Annotated in this window: 21 protein-coding genes; 5 read left to right on the forward strand and 16 right to left on the reverse strand. The window is 33.8% G+C overall.

Annotated elements, in window-relative coordinates:
- Positions 1 to 88: 88 nt before the first annotated feature.
- The 7 genes from dprA to trxB form a co-directional block, all read right to left on the reverse strand.
- Positions 89 to 967 (reverse strand): DNA-processing protein DprA, encoded by an 879-nt coding sequence (dprA, locus tag ACTJFD_RS08825; RefSeq protein ID WP_442260998.1) that lies wholly within the window; start codon positions 965 to 967, stop codon positions 89 to 91.
- 67 nt (positions 968 to 1,034) lie between these two features.
- On the reverse strand, positions 1,035 to 1,805 hold the full coding sequence (locus ACTJFD_RS08830) for a ribonuclease HII (RefSeq protein ID WP_442260999.1): 771 nt from the start codon (positions 1,803 to 1,805) through the stop codon (positions 1,035 to 1,037).
- Positions 1,802 to 2,659: a ribosome biogenesis GTPase YlqF gene (gene ylqF, locus ACTJFD_RS08835; protein WP_442261000.1), complete on the reverse strand. Its 858-nt coding sequence runs from the start codon at positions 2,657 to 2,659 to the stop codon at positions 1,802 to 1,804. Before ylqF ends, ACTJFD_RS08830 begins: the two co-directional genes overlap by 4 nt.
- Before the next feature lie 145 nt (positions 2,660 to 2,804).
- A complete protein-coding gene (gene lepB / locus ACTJFD_RS08840; RefSeq protein WP_442261002.1) occupies positions 2,805 to 3,356 on the reverse strand; it encodes a signal peptidase I in 552 nt (183 codons plus the stop codon).
- Positions 3,357 to 3,496: 140 nt separating this feature from the next.
- Positions 3,497 to 3,799, reverse strand: coding sequence for an ArsR/SmtB family transcription factor (locus tag ACTJFD_RS08845; protein ID WP_442261004.1), 303 nt, complete (start codon positions 3,797 to 3,799; stop codon positions 3,497 to 3,499).
- Between the two features lie 25 nt (positions 3,800 to 3,824).
- Entirely contained in the window at positions 3,825 to 5,546 is a 1,722-nt protein-coding gene (locus ACTJFD_RS08850) for a phospho-sugar mutase (protein ID WP_442261006.1), read from the reverse strand.
- Positions 5,547 to 5,667: 121 nt separating this feature from the next.
- Positions 5,668 to 6,585 carry a thioredoxin-disulfide reductase gene (gene trxB / locus ACTJFD_RS08855; RefSeq protein WP_442261008.1) on the reverse strand — a complete coding sequence of 306 codons (918 nt, stop codon included), beginning with the start codon at positions 6,583 to 6,585 and terminating at the stop codon, positions 5,668 to 5,670.
- 212 nt (positions 6,586 to 6,797) lie between these two features.
- Here trxB and ACTJFD_RS08860 point away from each other — a divergent pair, with 212 nt between their 5' ends.
- Positions 6,798 to 8,156 carry an MATE family efflux transporter gene (locus tag ACTJFD_RS08860; RefSeq protein WP_442261009.1) on the forward strand — a complete coding sequence of 453 codons (1,359 nt, stop codon included), beginning with the start codon at positions 6,798 to 6,800 and terminating at the stop codon, positions 8,154 to 8,156.
- 51 nt (positions 8,157 to 8,207) lie between these two features.
- On the opposite strand, the gene ACTJFD_RS08865 is transcribed toward ACTJFD_RS08860, so the two are convergent.
- From ACTJFD_RS08865 to ACTJFD_RS08875, 3 genes are read right to left on the reverse strand one after another with little or no spacing between them, the layout of a single operon-like run.
- A complete protein-coding gene (locus ACTJFD_RS08865; protein ID WP_442261011.1) occupies positions 8,208 to 9,836 on the reverse strand; it encodes an amino acid ABC transporter ATP-binding/permease protein in 1,629 nt (542 codons plus the stop codon).
- A complete protein-coding gene (locus ACTJFD_RS08870) occupies positions 9,820 to 11,568 on the reverse strand; it encodes an ABC transporter ATP-binding protein/permease (protein ID WP_442261012.1) in 1,749 nt (582 codons plus the stop codon). The genes ACTJFD_RS08865 and ACTJFD_RS08870 overlap by 17 nt, the downstream gene beginning before the upstream one ends.
- The gene (locus ACTJFD_RS08875) at positions 11,565 to 11,972 is read right to left on the reverse strand and encodes a YbaN family protein (RefSeq protein WP_442261014.1); all 408 of its coding nucleotides are present in this window, start codon (positions 11,970 to 11,972) and stop codon (positions 11,565 to 11,567) included. Before ACTJFD_RS08875 ends, ACTJFD_RS08870 begins: the two co-directional genes overlap by 4 nt.
- A gap of 263 nt (positions 11,973 to 12,235) precedes the next feature.
- Here ACTJFD_RS08875 and ACTJFD_RS08880 point away from each other — a divergent pair, with 263 nt between their 5' ends.
- The 3 genes from ACTJFD_RS08880 to ACTJFD_RS08890 all read left to right on the forward strand — a co-directional run bounded on the left by ACTJFD_RS08880 (position 12,236) and on the right by ACTJFD_RS08890 (position 14,591).
- Positions 12,236 to 12,988: a DUF6681 family protein gene (locus tag ACTJFD_RS08880; RefSeq protein WP_442261015.1), complete on the forward strand. Its 753-nt coding sequence runs from the start codon at positions 12,236 to 12,238 to the stop codon at positions 12,986 to 12,988.
- A gap of 54 nt (positions 12,989 to 13,042) precedes the next feature.
- A complete protein-coding gene (locus ACTJFD_RS08885; RefSeq protein WP_442261017.1) occupies positions 13,043 to 14,065 on the forward strand; it encodes a DNA/RNA non-specific endonuclease in 1,023 nt (340 codons plus the stop codon).
- 199 nt (positions 14,066 to 14,264) lie between these two features.
- Positions 14,265 to 14,591 (forward strand): hypothetical protein, encoded by a 327-nt coding sequence (locus tag ACTJFD_RS08890; protein ID WP_442261018.1) that lies wholly within the window; start codon positions 14,265 to 14,267, stop codon positions 14,589 to 14,591.
- A gap of 55 nt (positions 14,592 to 14,646) precedes the next feature.
- Here the strand turns inward: ACTJFD_RS08890 and ACTJFD_RS08895 are convergent, their stop codons facing one another.
- The 3 genes from ACTJFD_RS08895 to gdhA all read right to left on the reverse strand — a co-directional run bounded on the left by ACTJFD_RS08895 (position 14,647) and on the right by gdhA (position 18,572).
- Positions 14,647 to 15,480 carry a bifunctional 5,10-methylenetetrahydrofolate dehydrogenase/5,10-methenyltetrahydrofolate cyclohydrolase gene (locus tag ACTJFD_RS08895; RefSeq protein ID WP_442261019.1) on the reverse strand — a complete coding sequence of 278 codons (834 nt, stop codon included), beginning with the start codon at positions 15,478 to 15,480 and terminating at the stop codon, positions 14,647 to 14,649.
- A 269-nt stretch (positions 15,481 to 15,749) separates the two neighbouring features.
- Complete coding sequence (locus tag ACTJFD_RS08900) at positions 15,750 to 17,096, reverse strand: glucose-6-phosphate isomerase (RefSeq protein ID WP_442261021.1); 1,347 nt, start codon at positions 17,094 to 17,096, stop codon at positions 15,750 to 15,752.
- A gap of 126 nt (positions 17,097 to 17,222) precedes the next feature.
- Positions 17,223 to 18,572, reverse strand: coding sequence for an NADP-specific glutamate dehydrogenase (gene gdhA, locus ACTJFD_RS08905; protein ID WP_442261023.1), 1,350 nt, complete (start codon positions 18,570 to 18,572; stop codon positions 17,223 to 17,225).
- A gap of 164 nt (positions 18,573 to 18,736) precedes the next feature.
- On the opposite strand from gdhA, the gene ACTJFD_RS08910 reads away from it, so the two are divergent.
- The gene (locus tag ACTJFD_RS08910; protein WP_442261025.1) at positions 18,737 to 20,005 is read left to right on the forward strand and encodes an NAD(P)/FAD-dependent oxidoreductase; all 1,269 of its coding nucleotides are present in this window, start codon (positions 18,737 to 18,739) and stop codon (positions 20,003 to 20,005) included.
- Between the two features lie 131 nt (positions 20,006 to 20,136).
- On the opposite strand, the gene ybaK is transcribed toward ACTJFD_RS08910, so the two are convergent.
- Genes ybaK through ACTJFD_RS08925 form a run of 3 tightly spaced genes read right to left on the reverse strand, consistent with a single transcriptional unit; the run spans position 20,137 to position 22,603 of the window.
- A complete protein-coding gene (ybaK, locus tag ACTJFD_RS08915) occupies positions 20,137 to 20,622 on the reverse strand; it encodes a Cys-tRNA(Pro) deacylase (protein ID WP_442261027.1) in 486 nt (161 codons plus the stop codon).
- On the reverse strand, positions 20,615 to 21,400 hold the full coding sequence (gene aroD, locus ACTJFD_RS08920; protein WP_442261029.1) for a type I 3-dehydroquinate dehydratase: 786 nt from the start codon (positions 21,398 to 21,400) through the stop codon (positions 20,615 to 20,617). Before aroD ends, ybaK begins: the two co-directional genes overlap by 8 nt.
- 18 nt (positions 21,401 to 21,418) lie before the next feature.
- A complete protein-coding gene (locus tag ACTJFD_RS08925) occupies positions 21,419 to 22,603 on the reverse strand; it encodes a class I SAM-dependent rRNA methyltransferase (RefSeq protein ID WP_442261030.1) in 1,185 nt (394 codons plus the stop codon).
- Positions 22,604 to 22,758: the final 155 nt, after the last annotated feature.

Below are 22,758 nucleotides of genomic sequence, written 5' to 3' on the forward strand. Positions count from 1 at the left end.
TTTCTCTTTTATGACTATCTAATGATGCATTGAGCAACAATCGTTAACCATCTTAGTCCATTAAATAGTCACTTGTCAAGAAAGTTATTTAAGAAAGCCCCCATTCGTTCAAGATATCTTCTGACCGCCAGACACATTTAGCTCCCTCTTGGATCAAGCGGTGACACCCTTCTGAGGTTGTTTTTAAAGCATGACCCGGTACAGCAAAAACATCCCTTCCTTCTTCTAACGCAAGACTTGCTGTAATAAAAGTACCGCTTTTTTTCTCTGCTTCAATCACACAAATACCTCTAGATAGTCCCGCAATAATTCGATTTCGACTTGGAAAATGATATGCCATCGGTGGAACGCCTGGTAAATACTCAGACACCACTAAATGATTGTTGCATAAATACTCCTGCAGGCCACTATTTTCTGCGGGATAATGAATGTCTAAACCACAACCTATTACAGCAACTGTTCGTCCATTCAAACGAGTCGTTAGCTGATGAGCTACTGCATCGTTTCCTCGAGCCAAACCGCTTACAATTGTTATTTGATGCTTTACAATCTCTGGTAACAATGATGCACTAACCTCACGTCCATATTTTGTCATGTTTCGCGAGCCAATCATGGCTAACTTTTCTCCGGTTAACCAATTCAATGAACCATCCATAAACAAGGCAATTGGTGGATCATAGATTTCTGCTAAACACTCTGGGTACACATCATCTAAAATGGTAATAAAATGATAAGTATATTGAAAAACTTCAAAATCATCCTCCGTTATTGTACAAAAAGATTGCCAAAAAGAATTGGTAAAAAGCGTTTGATATTGTTTTTTTACTTGGCCAATTAATATAAATCGTTCCAACGTTATTGGCTCCTCTTTATTGTCTAAATAGAAAGACAATATTTTTAATAACCCCTTATTTCCAATTCCTTTCAGATGTTTCAACTTAAAAATAAAAAAACGAATATCTTCCATAAAAAAAACTCCCTTCAATAATTAAATCTCATAATAAGATTCGTATTTGAAGAAAGTTTTTTTTATTTCATATCTTTTCTTTAACAGGTGCGAAAGACTGGCGATGAATCGGACAAATGCCATACTTATCAAGCCCGTCAAGATGTTCTTTTGTGCCATAGCCAGCATTGTTAGCAAAACCATAACCTGGATAATTTTGATCATAATCAATCATTAATTGATCTCTTAATTCTTTTGCGATAATACTTGCACAAGCAATTGAGACACTTTTTGTATCACCTTTAATTAATGATTGTTGGGGGATTTCTGTTGAGAGTGTCATCGCATCAATTAATAAGTATTCAACAGGAACATTTAACTCTCTCACTGCTGAAAGCATCGCAAGTTTAGTGGCTTCATAGATATTTACTCGGTCAATTGTTTTTTCATCAATTATCCCGATCCCTATTGCTAATGCTTGTTCTTTAATTTTTAAAGCTAATTCTGCCCGTTTTTTATGAGATAATTGCTTAGAATCATTCACTTCAATTAATTTAAAATCTTTTGGCAATACCACGGCACAAGCAACAACTGGACCCGCTAAAGGACCTCTACCGACCTCATCAATCCCAGCAATATAAGTAAAACCTTTTTCATAAAGCTCTTTTTCAAAAAACAACATTTCTTCAAAATGTTGTTCTAATTTTATACGTTGATTAATTCTTTTTAAAGTTGTTTTTAAAAGAGCTTGTGCTCCTTTACGTTCATCTAAGGCCAACTCTTTTAACCACTCATCGTTGAGCGTATCCACCCGTTTAGCTTTCATTTTCAATTCAGCTATTGTTACTTGTTTACTCACTCGCTCTCCTCCTGATAATCAGAAACATGATCCAAAGTATATTGACCCAAGCGACCGTCACGAATCTCTTGGACAATCATCTGACTTCCTCGTTCAAAATCATCCTGAAATCCTCTCTTCTTTGTAATTAACAAAAGAATTTCTACAGTGGAGAACCCCAACTCTTCCTCCGATAATCCATAACGATTTGCTAGTTGCTCTGGATAGAACTCTTTGAAGAATTCTATCCCAAATAAAGCCAAATCATCCATGTGTAGCAAAGTGTCTTTAATCGCTCCGGTTAACGCTAGTTTTTTACCAATGATTTGATCTTCAAACTTCGGCCATAAAATTCCCGGTGTATCTAGTAATTCAAAATCCTTACCCGACTTCAACCACTGTTGACCTTTCGTTACACCTGGTGTATTTCCTGTTCGAGCCATATTTTTATTAGCTAAGCGATTTAAGAGTGTTGATTTTCCCACATTAGGGATTCCAATACACATCGCACGTAATGGTCGTGGTTTCATCCCTTTTAGACGTTGTCGCTCGATTTTTTCTGCTAATAATTCTTTTGCTGCTGTACTAATCAATTTAATCCCTTTTCCTTGATTAGCATTGATATTTAAACAAGCATGTCCTTGTTTTTTAAAATAAGCCTGCCATAAATTTGTTTGAACTGGATCAGCTAAATCTGCTTTATTTAGTAAAACAATTCTTGGTTTTTGTTGAATAAGATTATCTAACATTGGATTACGACTCGATATTGGTAATCTTGCATCGACAATTTCTAAAACTAAATCGACTAATTTTAGTTTTTCTGCTACTTCTCTTCTAGCTTTGGCCATATGACCTGGAAACCATTGAATGGTCATTTTTCATTTCCCCTCTTCATTTATCTTTTATTTTAAAACGTATTTTCAGATTTAAACAACTTGCTTATCATAGCATTTAGCCCCTCAATCAGACAAGAACAAACTGGAACGTTTCATGATCAATTGAATTCGTCCCAGTTCGTTATTATCTAAAAAATTTAAGGTCTTTCACCGGATAATAAATAATACGCACTTTACCAATAATATCTTGAGAACGTATGACACCAAATGAACGACTGTCTTTACTTAAACGACGATTATCTCCCAACACAAAATAAGAATCTTTTGGAATTTTTTTCACACCTAAGAGTTCTTTAGAATCAAAATCAGTCGTGTACATAAACCCATTTTTCTTTTTTCGAATCCCTTCTAAAAATGGCTCTGCTGTCTCGTTACCATCTATCTGAAGTATATCATTACGGTAAGCGACTCGCTCGCCTGGCAAGCCGATAACTCGTTTTACATAGGTGTTACCATCATTCGAATGAAATACAATGATATCAAAACGTTTGATTTCTGTAAATTGCTCTGAAATAACAAAATCATGTTGTTTTAGTGTTGGAGCCATCGAATTTCCGGTCACTTCAATCGGAACAAAGATAAAAGCTCTTATAATTAAAACGATTAAATAAGCAACTACTAGCATTTTTAACCAATGCCAAGTCACTTCTAAAACTTTTTTTCCAAAACTCGCCACCACCTTACGTCTAACTATCATGATATACAAAAATATACAAAAAAGCTAGAATTTAAAATAAACTATAAAAAGAAAGAAACACAAAAAAGCCCAGGCTAACTTAAAGAAGTCAAACCTCAGCTTTTTGATTTTATTTTAAATCAATGATGGGTCAAATGATCCAACGTCTCCTCTAAAATATCAATGACATGTTGATCATCGATCGAATAAAAAATCCCTTTACCTTCCCGACGTGTCTTGACTAACCGTGCAGAACGCAACAATTTTAATTGATGAGAAACTGCTGATTGTTCCATGTTAAGTCTTTTAACTAAAGAAGAAACATTTAACTCTTTTTCTTCCATTAATAAAATTAAAATCCTCAATCGGGTAGGGTCACTGAGTTTTTTATAAAATTGACTCACTTTATTTAATTCATCATCATTAACTGGTCTCATTCTCATATCCGTTTGATTCCATCCTTTTAATTTACTTGATTAATTCTCGGATAGCCTCTTCAATTTTCAGATATTTATTCTGTGCTACTTCTTGACTATCACCCATGATACTTAAGTATAGCTTAATTTTAGGTTCAGTACCAGATGGACGTGCTGCAAACCAACTACCATCCGCAAAATGATATTTTAAAACATTAGAAGACGGTAATCCTATTTTTTCTTTCACGCCAGTTTCTAAAAACAAACGCTCGTCTACTAGATAATCTTCGCGACTCAGTATTTTTTCTCCTGCTAACTCCATCAGTGGATTCGCTCTTAATTGAGACATAATCGCTTTAATTTGGCTTAAACCATTTTGTCCAGATAATGTAATCGCGATTGTTTTTTCTTGATAGTAACCAAATTCTTTATACAAATTTTGTAAAGCATCATAAAGTGTTAAGCCATTTTCTTTATAAAAAGTTGCCATTTCAGCAATCAAAACCAATGCTTGAATCGCATCTTTATCACGAACAAAAGGTTTAACTAAATAACCATAGCTTTCTTCAAAACCAAAAACAAATGTATGAGATTCTGTTTTTTCAAATTCTTTTATTTTTTCTGCAATAAATTTAAATCCAGTTAAAACATTTAGCATTTTAACATCATATTTTTCAGCAATCGCTGTCGCTAATTCACTGGAAACTATTGATTTTAAAGCAGCTGAATTAGATGCTAATTGTCCCGTACGCTTTTGTGCATCCAAAATATAATGTAGCATCAAACTACCAATTTGATTTCCTGTTAAAACTTGATACTCACCATTTGGCAACTTAACAGCTGCCCCTAAACGATCGGCATCTGGGTCTGTCGCAACTAAAAGATCGGCATTTTTTTGCTGACCTAAACGAATAGCGTATTCAAAAGCTTCACTATCTTCTGGATTTGGTGAAACGACCGTTGTAAAATTCGGATCCGCTATCGCTTGTTCGGGAACGAATTCAAAATTAGAAAAGCCTGCATGGAGTAATGCTTTTTCACCTAACATTTGACCTGTTCCATGTAACGGAGTAAAGATTAGTTTCAAATCTTTAGCTGAGCGTTCTAATAATTCTAAATCAATTGAAACTGTTTTAACTTCTTCTAAGTAAAGATGATCAATTTCCTCACCAATAATATTGATAAAATCTTCTGCATCTTGAGGATTAGACACACGAAGCTCCAATGGGTTACCAATACTACGGACATGTTTTATCACTTCATCCGCGTCACAAGGTGGCATTTGCCCTCCATCCGCACCATAAACTTTAAATCCATTATAATTCGATGGATTATGACTTGCTGTAATCATAATTCCAGCAACACAGTCAAAATGACGTACCGCAAAAGAAAGTTCCGGTGTTGGTCGCAAACTTTCAAAAACAAACGATTGAATACCATGATCAGCTAACATAGAAGCTGATACCATCGCAAACTCTTGCGATTGATGGCGACAATCATATGCTATGGCAACCCCTTGACGTTTCGCTTTAATTCCTAATGATTCAATAAATAAAGCTAAGCCTTCAGCCGCCTGTCTAATTGTATAAATATTCATTCGATTAATTCCTGCACCTAGAACACCACGCATCCCTGCCGTTCCAAATTCCAATGGTGCAAAAAAAGCATCTTCTAATTCATGTTCTCTTTTTTCCATCTCATGCAAGGATTCTTTTACCTGACTATCCAGTTCTTCAAATTCTTTCCACTGTTGATAAACTTCTTTCCAAGACAACTTCATCACCTCTAAGCATTTTATATCATGATTATAACATTAAGTCAGATCCTTTAGTAAATATTTTAGTAAAAAAATAAACTATCTGACTCATTTGATTTTGTCAGATAGCTCGCCATTTTTAATCAGCTAATTTTTGAATATAATTATAAACCTCTTGACCAGCGATACTGCCATCACCAACTGCAGTAGCAATTTGTCTCAAAACGGTTTTTCTTACATCTCCAACCGCATAAATACCTGGTATTGCCGTTTCCATTTTTTCATTCGTTTCTATCCACCCCTGTTCATCCGTGATCTTTAATGATTGAACAGGCTCTGATAAAGGATCTAAACCAATATAGATAAAGACACCATCTGCTTCTAATTGTGATTCTGCTCCGGTTTGAGTATCTTTTAGTGTTAACGAAGTGACTTTACGATCATCACCATGAATTTCAAGTGGTGTTTTATTCCAAATAAAATCAATTTTTTCATTTTTAAAGGCACGAGCTTGCAGGATTTTTTGAGCACGAAGTTCATCACGGCGATGAACAATCGTCACTTTTTTTGCAAATTGTGTAAGATACATTCCCTCTTCCACCGCTGAATCTCCACCACCAATAACGACTAAATGACGATCTCTAAAGAACGCTCCATCACAGACGGCACAATAAGAAACACCTTTTCCAGTAAACTCTGCTTCACCAGGAATATTAATTTTTCGATGATCACTACCTGTTGCAACAATGATTGTTTTTGCCTCATAAGTTTCATCTTCACAAACCACTTTTTTTATTTTCCCATGATCTTCAATCGAGATAACGTGACCATAAACATGTTTTGCTCCGAAGTTCAAAGAATTTTCATACATTTTTAAGGCTAATTCGGGACCTTCAATTTTCTCAAACCCCGGATAGTTTTCAACCTCACTAGTATTCATCATTTGACCACCGGGAGCTCCTCTTTCAATAACCAAAACGGATAACTCCGAACGAGAAGCATAAAGTGCCGCTGTCATCCCCGCTGGTCCTGAACCTAAAATAATTACATCATACATTATAAAACCTCCAAACATATTTTCTACTTAACTTTAACCTTTTACAAATTACTTGTCTATTCTTTTGTTTACTTAGCAGATTAGCATAATTTTACCATCACTATTTTTAAAACGAATCATGTGATTTATTATAAAAACGATTGACTTATCTAAAATAACGATTACAATACTCTAAGATATATGAAAACGATTAGAAAGAAAGGGGTAGATTTATGGAGAAAATCAAAAACTTTTTCAAAAGCTCTTCCATCTCAGACAAAGAATTACTTTTTTTAAGCTGGCCCATTTTTGTAGAATTATTCCTCAGGGTGTTTATTGGTAATATTAACGTTTGGATGATTTCACAATATTCTGAATCTGCTGTTGCGGCTGTTGGGGCTGCGAATCAATTGCTCAATTTATCTGGATTTATTTATGGATTTATCACTGTTGGTGCCCAAATCATTATTGCCCAGTTGATTGGGGCGGAAAAACGTGAACAAATAAAACAAGTCATTTCTACCGCACTCATTGGCTCATTTATTTTAGGTATTATTATTAGTTTAATTTTCATGATGTTTCCAGAACAATTACTCTATTTTATGAATTTACCAGAAAACATTGTAGAAATTGGGGTTAGTTACGTTCAAATTTATGGTGCAAGTCTATTTATTACTTCAATTTCTTCAGCTATAATAGCTGTTTTGAGAAGTCATGGTCAAACAAAAGCAGCTTTAATTATTCCAACTATTGCGATTGTTTTCGCAGTAATTGGTAATTACTTTGCGCTTTATGGTCCTTTTGGTTTACCTCATCTAGGTGTCGAAGGTCTTGCCATTTCTGCCGTTATTAGCAATTTCATCTCACTCATTTTTGCATTTATCATTCTCAATCGAGTTATTGGTTTTAATATTTTTAAATTACAGTTTAAAGATATTTCCTTTGTAATGTTAAAACGAATTTTAACATTAGGACTACCATCTTCTGGTGAAAACCTTTCTTATACTGCTTCACAAGTTGTGGTAACGATGATTGTTGCTAGTTTAGGTGAAAATATGTTAGTCGCGAAATCATACGTAACAGCTATTACACAATTTGTTTATCTCTTTGCTGCCTCTTTAGGCCAAGGAAATCAAATCATGATTGGACGAAACGTCGGAGCGAAAGAATTCGATCGTGCTTATAATCGTGGTAAAAGAACTGTCGTTATCGCCATGATGTTTACTGCGGTTATCTCCATCTTTACATGGCTCGCCATTGAACCAATTATGCATATTTTTACGTATAATCCTGAAATCATCGCAATTGCGAAGGTTGTCTTTTTTGTAGATATCTTCCTTGAACTAGGACGAACAGTTAATATGATAATGGTCGGATCGCTAAACGCTACTGGAGATGTTAAGTTCCCACTTATTTGTAGTTTAATTGTACTTTGGATTATTAGTTTACCTTTCTCATATCTTTTAGCTATTCCTGTCCACCTTGGTTTGGTTGGCGTTTGGTTAGCCTATGCTATCGATGAAGGGTTACGAGCCGTTCTTTTGATAAAACGTTGGCAATCTGGTATTTGGCGTTCAAAATCAAATATTTAAATAAGAAACACCAAACGATTCATCATAAATTATGAACCGTTCGGCGTTTCTTTAAATTCTAATAATCATATCTACTTGATTTAATACAGTTTCGCGATGGCTTACTAAAACAACTAATCTTTTCTCTTTTTCTTTTGCCAACGCTTGTAAAATAAGTTGTTCATTCAAGTAATCCAAATTACTTGTTGGCTCATCTAATAATAAAATAGGGGCATCGTGTAAAAATAAACGAGCTAAACCGATTCGCTGTTTTTCACCGTCAGATAAGTCTCGATTTCCTTTTTTTATTAATGTCAAGTAACCATCAGGTAGTGCCATAATCCATTCATGAATGGACGCTTTTTTGGCAGCTGCATAAAGGTCTGCTTCTGTAGCATTCTTATTTCCAAGTAAAATGTTTTCTTTAATCGTACCTGAAAATAAATCTGTACTTTGAGTCATAAAACCTTCAATTTCATGCAACTGTCGTGTGTTTATTTTTTGAATGACAGTATCATTCAGCTTTACTTCGCCTTCACTGACTTCCCAAAAACGCATCATTAGGTGCAGGAGTGTACTCTTGCCTCGACCACTTTTTCCTTGTACCCCAACTAAGCCTTTGTCACCAAAATTATAAGAAAAACTAGAAAACAAAAGCTCTTGATGAGGATACGCAAATGTTAGATCATGCCCTTCTGCTAAAAAATGAGTCGCTTGGCTTAACTCCGATTGTTTTGTTACTTCTGCAACAACTGGAGCTTCCTCCATTATACTTTGTAAACGTTTAGCTGATGAAAAGGTCGATAACAATTCATTTCCTAGCATACTCAAGGGAATAAACGGACCAAAAGAACTCATAAATACAACCATTAAGATCACAAGTGATACTGGGTTAATCTTTAAAGCACTTCCTATTAATAAAAAGAACAGTGAACTAAGTCCAATTACCGTTTGCATCAATGTTTCAATTGACATTAATTGATTTTCTTTTTTTAATGAATATAAATTTAGTTTACGACCTTTTTCTGTTAACTTTTTTAATAATAATTCTTTTAATTGATATTGTTGAACCTCTTTATACCCCTCACTCATTTCAATCACACTTTGATTTAAATTTGTTAGAGCTTCTTTGTAATTATCACCAATACTTCTTGCTTTTTGATATTGTAAAATTGGCAATAAAATACCCAAAATCGCATAAATTAGTAACGTGAAAGCGCCTAAAACTAAACTATAACTCGCAAAAAACGCAAAAAGCCCAAACGTCATAACTAATCCAATCAAAGCAGGTGAAATCGTATGAGCAAAAAATATTTCTAGCATCTCAACATCACTTGTAATTAGCGCAATGTAGTCACCTTTCTGACGTGAGAGTAACTTAGCAGGAGCTAATGTTCTTAATTTTTTAAACAGAGCATGACGCACATTAGCTAAAGTATGAAAGGCTATATAATGATTCATATATTGTTCACCATACCTCGCAATTCCCCGAACTAAAACCAAAACTAGAAATATTATAGCTAGAAAAGGCATTTGTTTTTTCATCATAATTAAAAATATTAAACTTTCAATACCAATGTATGATATTAAAATGACTGATGAGTAACTAATGACACCTAACAATACTGCTGTAAAAACTTGAAATGGGACTTTTTTAACAAAAGAAAGTAACCATTTAACTGTTTTAATTGTTTCTTTCATTGTATAAATCCTCCCCTACCAACGCTCGTTCTCGATTAACGAATTCATAGTACAAACTCTTCTTAGCATACAAATCACCTGGTTTACCTTGCTCAGCCAACTTACCTTTATTCAAAACAATAAGCCAATCCATCTCTTGAACTGTATAAATTCGGTGTGAAATAAAAATAACAATCGCATTATAAGATAACTCTTGAACAGCTCTTAAAATAGCAACTTCACTTTCATGATCAACACTAGAAGTGACTTCATCAAATACATACACTTTTTTCTTAGCTAATAATGCACGCGCCACAATAAAACGTTGTTTTTGTCCACCAGAAAAAGCAGCTCCATTACTTTTGATTGTTTCATTTAACTCCAAAGGTAAAGATTGAACGAACTTTGTTAAATGTACTTGTTCAAGCACTCTCCACAAATCATCATCAGTTGCTTGTGAATCACCCATCAGCAAATTATCTTTAATCGTTCCCTCAAACAAGTAACTTTTTTGATTAACAACTAAAAATGTTTCTTCATAAAAAGAATTAGTAAATTCATTTAAGTTGGTTTGATCGATTAAAATCGTCCCCTCATAATTAAAATAATCACCACTTAAAATTTTACTAAGTGTGCTTTTTCCTGAACCCGAATGGCCAATAACCCCATAGACTTTGCCCTTTTCAAAACGTGTGTTTATTTGCTCTAACGCCGGTTCATTTTCATTATATGAGAATGTTAATTCCTCAACGGTTAGTTCATTAAAATAATCTAGATCATTTATTACACCAGAAGTACGTGTTGCTGTATCTAAAAAATCAAACAAACGTTTAGAAGCACTAATTCCATTCATTGCAACGTGAAAGAAGGCACCCAATTGACGGAGTGGAATAAAAAATTCAGACGCTAATAAAATAAAAGTAAGGGTTTGAGCAAAATTGATAGCCCCTAGAGAGTAACCTCTCAATGCTAAAAAGATGCCTAACGCAGCACCTCCATAAGCCACAATATCCATAACAATTAAAGAATTTAATTGCATACTCAAAAGTCGCATCGTTGCCTTTCTAAAAGATTCTGCATTTCGATCCATCTGTTTCTGTTTATTTTGATCTTGATTCAGTACCTTAAGTGTTGTCAATCCCATTAAATTTTCATAAAACTGCTCGCCTAAAATAAGATAACCGTCCCAATAATTTCCTAAAACACGTTTAGCAATTTTCATAATAGCCATAATCGATATTGGAATTAGCGGAATACAAACTAACAAAACAAGTGCTGGTTTTAAATACATGAAAGCCAATATTAAAAAGACAGTGAAAGTAGATAATAAACTGTAAAATAATTGAGGGATAAAACGAGCAAAATAATTCTCTAATTGTTCAACTCCTTCAACTGATAATTGAGTTAACTCACTGCTTCCTAACTTTTGATGTTGACTAATACCTACTTCTGTACTTTTAGTCAAGACTGCTTTCCGAATATCTAACCGTAAACGTCGTGAAACAGCATGAGAGTATTGGTGCAAATAATAATTGGCAATCGATTTAACAATCAAAGCTACCACTACCACCATACTCATCCGAACGATTAAATGTAAGGGAAGTTTAAACGTTTCAAAATAATGCGTTATTCCTCTAATCAGCATAAAAATAATGGCTAAGTTTGCGATTAACATTAGCCATTTGGTTAATACTATTCCCCAAAGATATTTTTTATCCTTTTGAAGTAAACCTAATAATCGTTGATTTATCATGACTTAACTTTTTCAACCTCACTTTTTTGTTTCACTAACTTGACTTCTTTCTTTTTAAAGTAAAAATAAAAGAAAAAACAGTGAGCTGTGAAAATAATAACTAAACAAGCCCTCATTAACGTATTTGGAACCAATACGAAAGGAACCGCCATGATAATAAAAATCACGGTTAGAGCTTTCCGACGCTGCTTAAAAGTCATTTGTTTTTCAAGCACCATCTGTTTAACATATTTATGGTACCAATTACTTGATACAAATTTGTCATGAAAGTTCTTCGAGCTTCTTAACCAACAAAACGTCGTTAATAAATAAAATGGGACGGTTGGCAATAATGGAATCAGAATCCCAATCGTTCCTAAAACAAAAGCAATACACCCAACGATAAAAAAGAATATTCGTTTCATCTAAATCCTCCCAACCTTTGATACTATATCTAGTCTAATTGAAAACAATTATCAATGCAATGACTATTGTTAATAAAAACACACTTTTCTATAGAAATAAAATTAAAATGATTATATCACAAAATATTGATCATAAAAATGCGTTATAATAACAAAAGATAATTTTATTTCAATATACTTTCATATTACAGACATTTTTTGCTATAATGGTTTATAATTAGTCAATTATTCTCAGTTTAAAAAGGAGAGAAAAGAGGAAAAAAATGAAAAAGTTAATGTTCGGTTTATTACTATTGCCTACCGGACTTGCGATTTTTCTGTTATTATTAGCTACCTATAAGTCTGATTTGCAAGTCTTACTATTTAGTATCACCATTTTCTTAATGTTAATCGCGATAGAAATCCTTCTTTTTGAAAGTATTATTAAATCAAAAAAACGTAAAGGAGAAAAAAAATATTTAAATAAAACTTCCGATATAGAGGATGAATTAAAGCAAGTCGAAATATCTAACACAGACATAGATAATGAATTTGATTATGAAATTACACCCAAATTCGAATTTTTCAGTACTTCCGTATCAGGTGTAAAGTACGATGGCCGAAATCGACGGTTAAGAAATTATGTTGAAAAGCTAAAATTTGAAAATTATTTTTTCTTTTCTTACGATGGCCTTTCAGATGAAGAATTGACTGAAAAACTGAAACAAAAAGATAAAATTTGGGAAATCAATGAAGAGTTCTTACCTTGGGCTGAAATTAAATTCGAACCTAATAAATATGATGAAAAAGCAATTGCAGTCTACGTTGGGGAAAATGAATCTGAAGCTTTTAAAGTCGGATATATTCCTAAAAGAAATAACCGTCGTTTATTGCATCTTTTAGAAGACCACAAATTTGTTGATGTTGGTGCTAAAATCAGTGGGGGAACCTTTAAAACGTTATCACAAACTGGTGATGTTTGCTTTAGCGAAAGTCCTTATCGACTTGAACTAAATATTACGTTAAAATTAAAGTAAAGAAAGCATTTATTTAAATGCTTTTTTATTTTTTGAAAAGGAGTTTTTTTATTTATGGCATTATCTTCAGTTTTTACTTTAACAAAAAGAAAGCAGCAAAAACAACTTCGGAATAAACTGATGATTGTCTTTGGTCTATTTTTTATCTTAACAGGATGCTCACCTACTAAACAAACTATGAACTCTAGTGATGAGACGTCCTCTCCCCATCAGTCAACAGCGATAAAAGAAGACATTTCAACCAATGATCATCAAAAACAAGCTTCTATTAAACAAGATAATCATCGCAGTGAGACCTTACAATCGCTCGCTAATAAAGAATTTGATGGTACCCAAACCATCACAATCAATCATAATCTCCCTCAATTTTCTAAAGAGGATTTATCAATTGATAAAGGTGGTTGGGAAAAATATGGCGAATTAGATTCTTTAAACCGAGCAACTTCTGCCGAGGCAATGCTTAATCAATCCATTATGCCAACAAAAAAACGAGGAAGCATTTCAAATGTAAAACCTTCTGGTTGGAAAAACAAAAAAATTAAAGGGGGCTATCTCTACAATCGCTCACATCTTATCGGGCATGCTTTAGCGGGAGAAGATGATAATTGGCAAAACCTTATCACCGGGACTAGTCAGTTAAATAACCCAGAAATGTTGCGTCACGAAATGGATGTTAAACACTATCTTGATCAAAGTGCCAATCACTATGTTCGCTATTCAGTCACTCCCATTTATCGTGACAATGAACTTGTAGCTCGGGGAGTCCAGATGCAAGCGCAATCAATTGGTGATAATGCTCTCCAATTTAATATTTATATTTTTAACGTACAAGATGGCGTAACTATTAATTATCAAGATGGTTCAAGTCAAATTGAAACTACTGCTCTCGAACAGACAACGACAAATAAAAGCAATAGCAACACGCAACACACAGCAACGACTGAAATAGAATCTGTATTTATCACACCTAGCGGTTCAAGATACCATACTCATCCGCATGGCAAAGGAAATTTCAAACCCGCAACACTGCAGGAAGCAAAAGAGAAGGGATACACTCCTTGTAAAGTTTGTTATTAGAAAAACTTTTTATTTATAACTTATAAACAAAATTTTTAAAAGATAATGAACATTAGTTTCCAAAAACGTATGAATTAGGTTATAATAGAGATAGTTTATTTTTTTGGAGGATCTTTAGTGAAATTAACAAAATTAGTGATGGGGGGGGCTCAGTATTTTAATTGCAATCCCTCTTTTAATCCAAACACAACTAGTTAAATTGAAAATATTACCAATTGAAGCTTTTGACATTAGCAAAACAATGGGTGTTTTACTTGCTCTTATCATGATTATCACAGGTTTCATTACCATTTTTACGCGAACGCATCAACAAGCTGATTTACTAATAGCTGCTCCTTATATTATTTTTGGATTCATTTGTTTACCCTTTTCCGGTCATTTTTTAGCTCTACAAAAATGGGCTATTTTTAGTATTATTTTCGGGTTAATTTTTATGGCCCTTCAAGCTCTTTTAATAAAAAAACAAATAGAAAAAAGAAAAAAAATTCGACAAAAACGAAGAGGGACTTCCAAAAAAAAGCATTAACCATAATCATAAAAAAGCTTTCCTTTCTCCAGTTTTTAGAGAAAGGAAAGCTTTTTTATTTATTTTCAAATGATTGAACAACATGTTCAGCCAATGTATAGGTCGTTACTGTCCCAACACCCCCAGGTACAGGCGTAATACTTTTCACCTTATCGTAGACACTTTCGTAATCAACATCACCACACAAATGTCCTCTCTTATCAACATTGATTCCAACATCAATAACAACGGCTCCTTCTTTAACATACTCTTCGTTTACTAATGATGGTACACCGGTCGCCGAAACAATGATCTCAGCTCGTCGACACTTTTCTGCTAGGTTAACAGTGTCAATATGACAAACCGTTACCGTGCACCCCGCTTCAACTAACAATAAACTTAGTGGTCGGCCAATCACAAAGCCAAAGCCAATTATAACAACATCTTTCCCTTTTAATTCTATCTCTTGATAGGCTAAAATTTTTAAAACTGCTTCTGCCGTACAAGGTAAAAAGCCTTTTTCATTATCTAAATAAATTTTTAGTGTATTAATCGCACCAATACAATCAACATCCTTACTAGGATCAATTTGCGCTACCACATGCTCTAAACTCAAATGTGAAGGTACTGGATTAAATAACAATATTCCATCAATTTCCTCATCATTGTTTAATTGATCAAATTCGAAATCAAATTTTTGTTGAGAAATATCATTCGCTAAATGCGTTGTTAAAACTTTAATATTCAAACGCTTCATGACTTTAGTTAGTGATGTTTCATAGGCCGAATCGCTTGTCTTATGTCCAACTCTTAAAATAGCTAGTGTCGGTAACCGGCCTTCATATTGTTTATTAGCTAACGCTATCTCTATTTTTTCAACAACTCTTTTTCCCGAGATATCCTTTATCATACAATCCTCCTTAAAAAAATAAAAAAATATACTTATCCATTTTAACACAAATTTTATGATGACAGCATGCACACTTCTAGTAAATCAAACAATTTTCTGTCGAGGGTTCAATAAAGAAGATATTTAGGTAAAAAAGAGCATTAAAAAAGGATGAATATGAGAAAGTTCTCAAATTCATCCTTTAACTGAAAAGTTCTATTTAACAATGTTGTCTCATAGAAAAGTGAGACAGACAAGTTGCTTTAAAACAAATGATACCTTTTGGCCTTTTATAGACGTTCGTTTAACTCTTTAGCTAAATCTTCAAATCCTGGTTTACCTAAAAGTGCGAACATATTTTTCTTGTAAGCTTCGACACCTGGTTGATCAAATGGATTAACACCGTTTAGATAGCCTGAGATACCTACTGCAATTTCAAAGAAATACATTAAATAGCCTAAAGTATAAGCATCTGTCTGAGGGATGTTGATCACAAAGTTAGGGACATCACCATCAGTGTGTGCCAATAAAGTACCTTGGAAGGCTTTAGTATTAACGAAGTCAATCTCTTTGCCTTCAATATAGCCTAACCCATCTAAGTCCTTATCCATTAAGGGGATTTTAACATCATGACGAGCTTTATCTACTTTGATCACCGTTTCAAAAATATTACGACGGCCTTCTTGAATATACTGACCTAACGAATGTAAATCAGTTGAGAAATTAGCACTTGAAGGATAGATTCCTTTTTGATCTTTTCCTTCAGACTCACCAAACAACTGTTTCCACCATTCAGAAAAATATTGTAAGTTTGGTTCGTAATTAATTAATAGCTCTGTTACTTTACCTTTACGATATAACACGTTTCTTAAAGCTGCATACTGATAAGCTTGATTCGTTTTTAAGTCATCAGAGGCATATTCACTTCTAGCATCCGCTGCGCCTTTCATCAAACCATCAATGTCAGCACCAGTTACAGCAATTGGTAATAAACCAACAGCAGTTAAAACTGAAAAACGACCGCCAATATCATCAGGAATAACAAACGTTTCCCAACCTTCAACATCCGCTTCAACTTTAACAGCGCCTTTAGCTTTATCTGTTGTCGCATAAATACGTTTGTTTGCTTCTTCTTTACCATACTTACTAATTAATAATTCTTTAAAGACACGGAATGCAATTGCTGGTTCCGTTGTCGTACCTGATTTTGAAATAACGTTAACTGAAAAATCACGATCTCCGATGACATGGATTAAATCAGCTAAATAACTTGAACTAATACTGTTACCAGCAAAGAAAATTTGTGGTGCTTTGCGTTCAGTACTATCTAGTAAATTATAAAATGAATGATTTAAGAAATCAATCGCTGCTTTCGCCCCTAAATATGAACCTCCAATACCAATCACTACCAAAACATCTGAATCGGATTGAATTTTCTTAGCCGCTGTTTTAATGCGTGAAAATTCATCCTTATCATAATTAACTGGTAAATCAATCCAACCTAGATAATCACTTCCTGCACCTGTTCCTTCACGTAATTCTTTATGAGCTGCACTTACTTGAGATTGCATATAAGCCAATTCATTTTCTCCGATAAATTTACTTACTTTAGAATGATCAAAATTGATATGTGCCATAATTACCCTCCTAAGTTTTTTAGTGTTATAACACTTCAACATTCATATTTTACCATTTTTTCGTGTAATTCACATTAAAATTTCTGAAAAACACAAATTTGTTACGGCTAACACTTTCAATTCTGGTTAGACAAGTCCTTGAAGGGTCATTGCCAAAGCCACTCGCTCAAAACCAGCGATGTTGGCACCTGCCATTAAATCCATAGGCGTTGAATATTCATTTGCTGTGTCGCGACATTTTTTATAGATATTTTCCATAATCTCATCTAGCTTTTCATCAACTTCTTCAAATGTCCATGGTAAACGCTGTGAATTTTGTGACATTTCTAAGCCGGAAACAGAAACTCCACCTGCATTAGCCGCTTTTCCAGGACAATAAATGACCTGATTTTCTTTTAAAATAGTCACAGCTGTTAAAGTTGTTGGCATATTTGCCCCTTCTGCTACAATTTTAACCCCTTGAGCTATCATATTTTGTGCTTGTTCAGCTGAGATTTCATTTTGAGTTGCACATGGTAAGGCAATTTCATATTTTTCATGTGTTTCCCAAATATTTTGTCCTTCAAAAAACTGAGCGTGAGGATGTATTGTTAGATATTCGTTAATCCGACCACGTTTTACTTCTTTAATTTCTTTAACAGTCGCTAAATCAATTCCCTCATTATCAATAATATAACCAGATGAATCAGAACAGCCGATAACTTTTGCTCCTAACGCTTGAGCTTTTTCAATCGCATATATTGCGACATTTCCACTACCTGAAACAATGACTTTTTTATTTTGTAAAGTTTCGTTAATATCTGCTAGTAAATGTTTCACAAAATAAACTAAGCCATAACCGGTTGCTTCCGTTCGAGCAAGACTACCCCAAAAAGCTAGTGGTTTTCCTGTTAATACACCTGCTTGATAACTATTTAAACGTTTGTATTCACCAAATAAATAACCGATTTCTCGACCACCCACTCCAATATCTCCCGCAGGAACATCTTGATTCGGTCCAATATATTTTTGCAACTCTTGCATAAAACTTTGACAAAATCGCATAATTTCAGCATTTGATTTACCCTTAGGATCAAAATCACTACCTCCCTTTCCGCCACCAATCGGAAGTTGAGTTAAACTATTTTTAAAAATTTGCTCAAACCCTAAAAATTTAACAATACTTTGGTTCACCGTTGGATGAAAACGTAAACCTCCTTTATAAGGTCCTAACGCGGAGTTATACTGAACTCGAAAACCTGTATTCACTTTCCAGTCACCCGTATCTGCTTGCCAAGGAACTCTAAATTCAATAATTCTTTCTGGAATCACCAAAAGTTCTAGTAAATTATTCGCCACATATTGTGGATTCTTCTCTAGAAAGGGAGCGACGGTGCCCAAAAATTCATCGACTGCCTGCATAAACTCAGGTTGGTGCGCATAATTTTGTTCTAATTTTATTTTTAATTCATATAAATAAGTTTGGACTTCTGTCATCAATAACCACTCACTTTCAATTGCTAATTTGTTAATAGTATACACTATTTATGGCGATTCTTTAAATAATTGATTAACTTTTTTCTAATTATCATACGAAATGAATAAAAAAAAAACGATATTATATGTTAAACTTAGATGACTTAAACTTAAGGAGGAAACACATGAATTTTGATGTAATCGTCATCGGTGGCGGCACTAGTGGACTAATGGCGGCTATCAGTGCAGCTGAACATGGAGCAAAAGTTGCTATCATAGAAAAAAATAGACAACTGGGTAAAAAACTACGACTCACAGGAGGTGGGCGTTGTAATGTGACTAATAACCGACCACCTGAGGAAATTATTGAATTTATCCCTGGCAATGGGAAGTTTCTATATAGTGCTTTTTCACAATTTAATAACTACGATATTATGTCTTTCTTTGAATCACACCAGATTCCATTAAAAGAAGAAGATCATGGTCGAATGTTTCCAGTCGCTAATACGTCAAAAGCTATTGTCGCTGGTTTAACTGAACAATTAGAAAAAAATAAAGTTACTGTTTTTTTGAAAACCGAAGCAGAAGAAATTATATGTGATCACGAGAGTATCACTGGTGTCAAAACAAATGAAGTAGTTCTTACTGCACCGTGCGTTATCCTATCAACAGGTGGTAAAACCTACCAGTACACCGGTTCAACTGGCGATGGCTACCACTTAGCTAAATCTCTAGGCCACCATGTGACACGACTTTTCCCAACAGAATCACCCATTAAATCAGATGATCCAGTCATCAGTTCAAAAAAACTACAAGGTTTAGCTCTTCGAGATGTTAGCCTCTCTGTGATCAATCAAAAAGGTAAAACAATCGTATCACATCAAATGGATCTCTTGTTTACACACTTCGGAATATCAGGTCCGGCTGCTCTAAGATGTAGTATGTTTGTCAATCAAGAACTGGCAAAAGGAATAAAAAAAGTCCCCTTACAATTAGATAGCCTTCCTAAATTAACAGCACAAGAAGTTAAGCAACAATTATTAATAAAAATATCAGAAGAACCAAAAAAAGCCATAAAAAATGGCTTTAAAGGAATTTTACCCGATCGTTATCTTGAATTTTTAATTGAGCTAGCCGCTATCGATGAAACATTACCATTAAAACAATTAACAGATGAACAACTAGATGGGTTAGTCAATAAAATAAAAAATTTCAGCCTTACCGCATATGCTACCTATCCTTTAGATAAATCTTTTGTTACTGGAGGGGGGATTGAATTAAGAGAAGTTCAACCTAAATCAATGGAAAGCAAGCTCATCAATGGCCTCTTTTTTACAGGTGAATTATTAGATATCAATGGTTATACTGGTGGTTATAACATCACAGCCGCATTCATTACTGGCTATGTTGCAGGTAAACACGCTGCTGAGATTTCCAGTTATCATCATTATTAATCATAAAAAACCTCTCTTGAATAAAAATAGTTGACTTTGGCTATCTTTTATCCAGGAGAGTTTTTTTGTGAGCAATATAATAAATCATATGGATAGTTTTTTCAATCCACATGATTTATTATGCACCCTTTTTAAGTTGTAATATCTGCGACTGTTATCCCAATAATTTTTATCAAATCATTTGGATTTATTCCTAATTGAATTCCTCTACGACCACCTGAAACATGAATTTTAGTTAATCCGATAGCTTGTTGTGCTAAATAAGTTGACAGTTTTTTCTTCATTCCAACGGGGGAACACCCCCCATGAACATAACCTGTTAACGGTTCTAACTCTTTCATCGGTAACATTTCAACTTTTTTATTACCACTTACTTTCGCTATTTTTTTCAAATCTAATTCATGATCCGCAGGGACAATCGCTACTAACGCACCTGTCACATTACCAACAGCTACCAACGTTTTAAAAATAGTTTCTTCTTTTAAACCAAGTTGTGCTGCCGTATATTTTGCACTAACATGAGATTCATCCCAGTCATATTCAGTCACTTCAAATTCAATTTTTTTTTGCTCGAGAAATCGAATAGCATTTGTTTTTTGAATTTTTTTCTTACTCAATAAAACCCCTTCTTTTTTCTTCTTTATCAAATAATTTAAAACCACTTCTTAATTCCTCAATCGTCATCTGTCCCGGAGCAGAACTCTGTTTACCATTATTGGCAAACGTCATCACGGAACCAAATAATTCACCTGTAAAACGGGTTAGCTTTCCTAACTCTCCCATACCCAATAGGACAAAGGGCGCATCTGGATGTTTCATCTTAACCTGATTTGAAGCACTTAAAATAGTTAAAACATCTTCCATACTATTCGGTGTTACAGCAATTTTACTGATATTAGCACCCAAAGTGACCATATCAGTAATTGTTTCAACTAATTCATCTTTATCCGGTGTCAATAATGTATTATGATGTGAAATAAGTACTTTCACATTATTTTCATACGCAAATTCCATAATATTTAAATTAAATTCTGGTAATCGAGCAAGCTCTAAATCAATCGCATCAACTAAGCCTGTTTTAATCATATAATGATTCAATCGAAAATAAAAATCATCGTCAATTTCTTGTCCGCCACCCTCTTCTAAAGAACGGAACGTGAAAATTAAAGGTTTATCTTCAATAGCATACCGAATAAAATAAGCGGCTTTACGCATAAAGGTTAAGTCATTAATATACATAAAGTAATCCGCGCGCCATTCAATAATATCACAGTCTAATTTACTAACACGCATCGCTTCTGAAAATAACTCTTTAAAATTATTTGCGATGAGTGAAACACATACTTTAGGGTCACTATTACCCAAAGTTAAATTTCTAATTTTAAAATTTTCCATAATCTTCGATCCCATCCATTAATAAATTTGATAGATTAATACTTTCAAATAATTTCCTTCAGGATAATGTTTTGAAACTGCAAAATCCGTTGGTAATTGATTTAAAAATAATTTCTTATATTTTCGTTCATTTTTCTTAATTCCATTTTCAATCATCTCTTCAAAACGCTTAAGCGAAACATTCGCTGCATTACTTGATGCAATCAATGTCCCCTCAGGATTTAATATTGCAACTGCTTCTTCGACCAATTCAGCATAATTTTTAGCCACCGAGAAGGTCTTTTTCTTATTTCTTGAAAAGCTAGGTGGATCTAAAATAATCAAATCAAACTTTCGATCTTTTTTCATTGCATATTTATAGTAATTAAAAACATCCATTACGATAATTTCCTGCGTTTCTGGATCAATTGCATTGACTTCAAACATCTCTTGTGTTTTATTTAGACTTCTTTTTGCTAAATCAACACTCGTTGTCTCTAATGCCCCACCCATCAAAGCGGCTACAGAAAAAGCTCCTGTGTAACTAAACGTGTTTAAGACTTTTTTACCCATACTTAGTTCTTCCATTAAGCGTTGACGAACATCCCGCTGATCAAGAAAAATACCTGTCATTAACCCATCATTCAGATGGGTTGCATAATTAATCCCATTTTCCTTAATCAGTAAAGGTGTAGGTGCTTCTTTCCCTGATATAAAACTAGAATCAGCTAAAGTTAACTTAGACTGAAATCTAACCTTTTCATAAATCCCTATTATTTCATTTTTTAAAATTTTTTCAATAATTTTTATGATATCTTCTTTAAAAGAATAGATTGTTTCATTATACCATGAAATAACCAGATATTTATCATACCAGTCGATTGTAATCCCACCAAATCCATCACCTTCGCCATTAAATAAACGAAAAGCTGTAGTGTCATCATCATTCATTAGTACTTGACGATTACTAAATGCGGTGATAAATATGTTTTCTAAAAAAGAGACACTAATCGGTTCATCTTCAGAAAAACTCAATAACCAACCAATTCCTTTATTTTGTACTCCAAGATAACCATAACCTAAAAATCGTTTTTTTTCATCAATAAACTTTAACCATTCATTCGGAATGCTTTCAAGCTGATGTAATAAGTCATGTGGTGATATTAATGGAAATAAGTGTTTAAACTTCTTGTTTTTTTCATTTTTAATTACAATTTCTTTCATTGTTTCGTGTTATCCTCTATTCTAATCTGTCATATATAATACTATATCAGTTTTTGATAAAGTAAGCTAAAGTTTTTTAGCTTTTACAACCCTCTCATTCCATATTAATATGTAATTGACACAATTAATGGATAAAGGTAAAATGATAGAGGTAT

Origin of the sequence: Vagococcus sp. (assembly GCF_052102835.1) — a bacterium.
Taxonomy (GTDB): Bacteria; Bacillota; Bacilli; order Lactobacillales; family Vagococcaceae; genus Vagococcus.

Bases quoted from the DNA above. Each gene is read 5' to 3' on its own strand.
- ACTJFD_RS08875 (WP_442261014.1), bottom strand. From the start codon at position 11,972: ATGAAACGAATATTCTTTTTTATCGTTGGGTGTATTGCTTTTGTTTTA.
- ACTJFD_RS08880 (WP_442261015.1), top strand. From the start codon at position 12,236: ATGAAAAAGTTAATGTTCGGTTTATTACTATTGCCTACCGGACTTGCG.
- ACTJFD_RS08860 (WP_442261009.1), top strand. From the start codon at position 6,798: ATGGAGAAAATCAAAAACTTTTTCAAAAGCTCTTCCATCTCAGACAAA.
- ACTJFD_RS08845 (WP_442261004.1), bottom strand. From the start codon at position 3,799: ATGAGAATGAGACCAGTTAATGATGATGAATTAAATAAAGTGAGTCAA.
- ACTJFD_RS08895 (WP_442261019.1), bottom strand. From the start codon at position 15,480: ATGATAAAGGATATCTCGGGAAAAAGAGTTGTTGAAAAAATAGAGATA.
- ACTJFD_RS08910 (WP_442261025.1), top strand. From the start codon at position 18,737: ATGAATTTTGATGTAATCGTCATCGGTGGCGGCACTAGTGGACTAATG.
- ACTJFD_RS08885 (WP_442261017.1), top strand. From the start codon at position 13,043: ATGGCATTATCTTCAGTTTTTACTTTAACAAAAAGAAAGCAGCAAAAA.
- trxB (WP_442261008.1), bottom strand. From the start codon at position 6,585: ATGTATGATGTAATTATTTTAGGTTCAGGACCAGCGGGGATGACAGCG.
- ACTJFD_RS08865 (WP_442261011.1), bottom strand. From the start codon at position 9,836: ATGAAAGAAACAATTAAAACAGTTAAATGGTTACTTTCTTTTGTTAAA.
- gdhA (WP_442261023.1), bottom strand. From the start codon at position 18,572: ATGACAGAAGTCCAAACTTATTTATATGAATTAAAAATAAAATTAGAA.
- ylqF (WP_442261000.1), bottom strand. From the start codon at position 2,659: ATGACCATTCAATGGTTTCCAGGTCATATGGCCAAAGCTAGAAGAGAA.
- ACTJFD_RS08900 (WP_442261021.1), bottom strand. From the start codon at position 17,096: ATGGCACATATCAATTTTGATCATTCTAAAGTAAGTAAATTTATCGGA.
- dprA (WP_442260998.1), bottom strand. From the start codon at position 967: ATGGAAGATATTCGTTTTTTTATTTTTAAGTTGAAACATCTGAAAGGA.
- ACTJFD_RS08870 (WP_442261012.1), bottom strand. From the start codon at position 11,568: ATGATAAATCAACGATTATTAGGTTTACTTCAAAAGGATAAAAAATAT.
- ACTJFD_RS08925 (WP_442261030.1), bottom strand. From the start codon at position 22,603: ATGAAAGAAATTGTAATTAAAAATGAAAAAAACAAGAAGTTTAAACAC.
- aroD (WP_442261029.1), bottom strand. From the start codon at position 21,400: ATGGAAAATTTTAAAATTAGAAATTTAACTTTGGGTAATAGTGACCCT.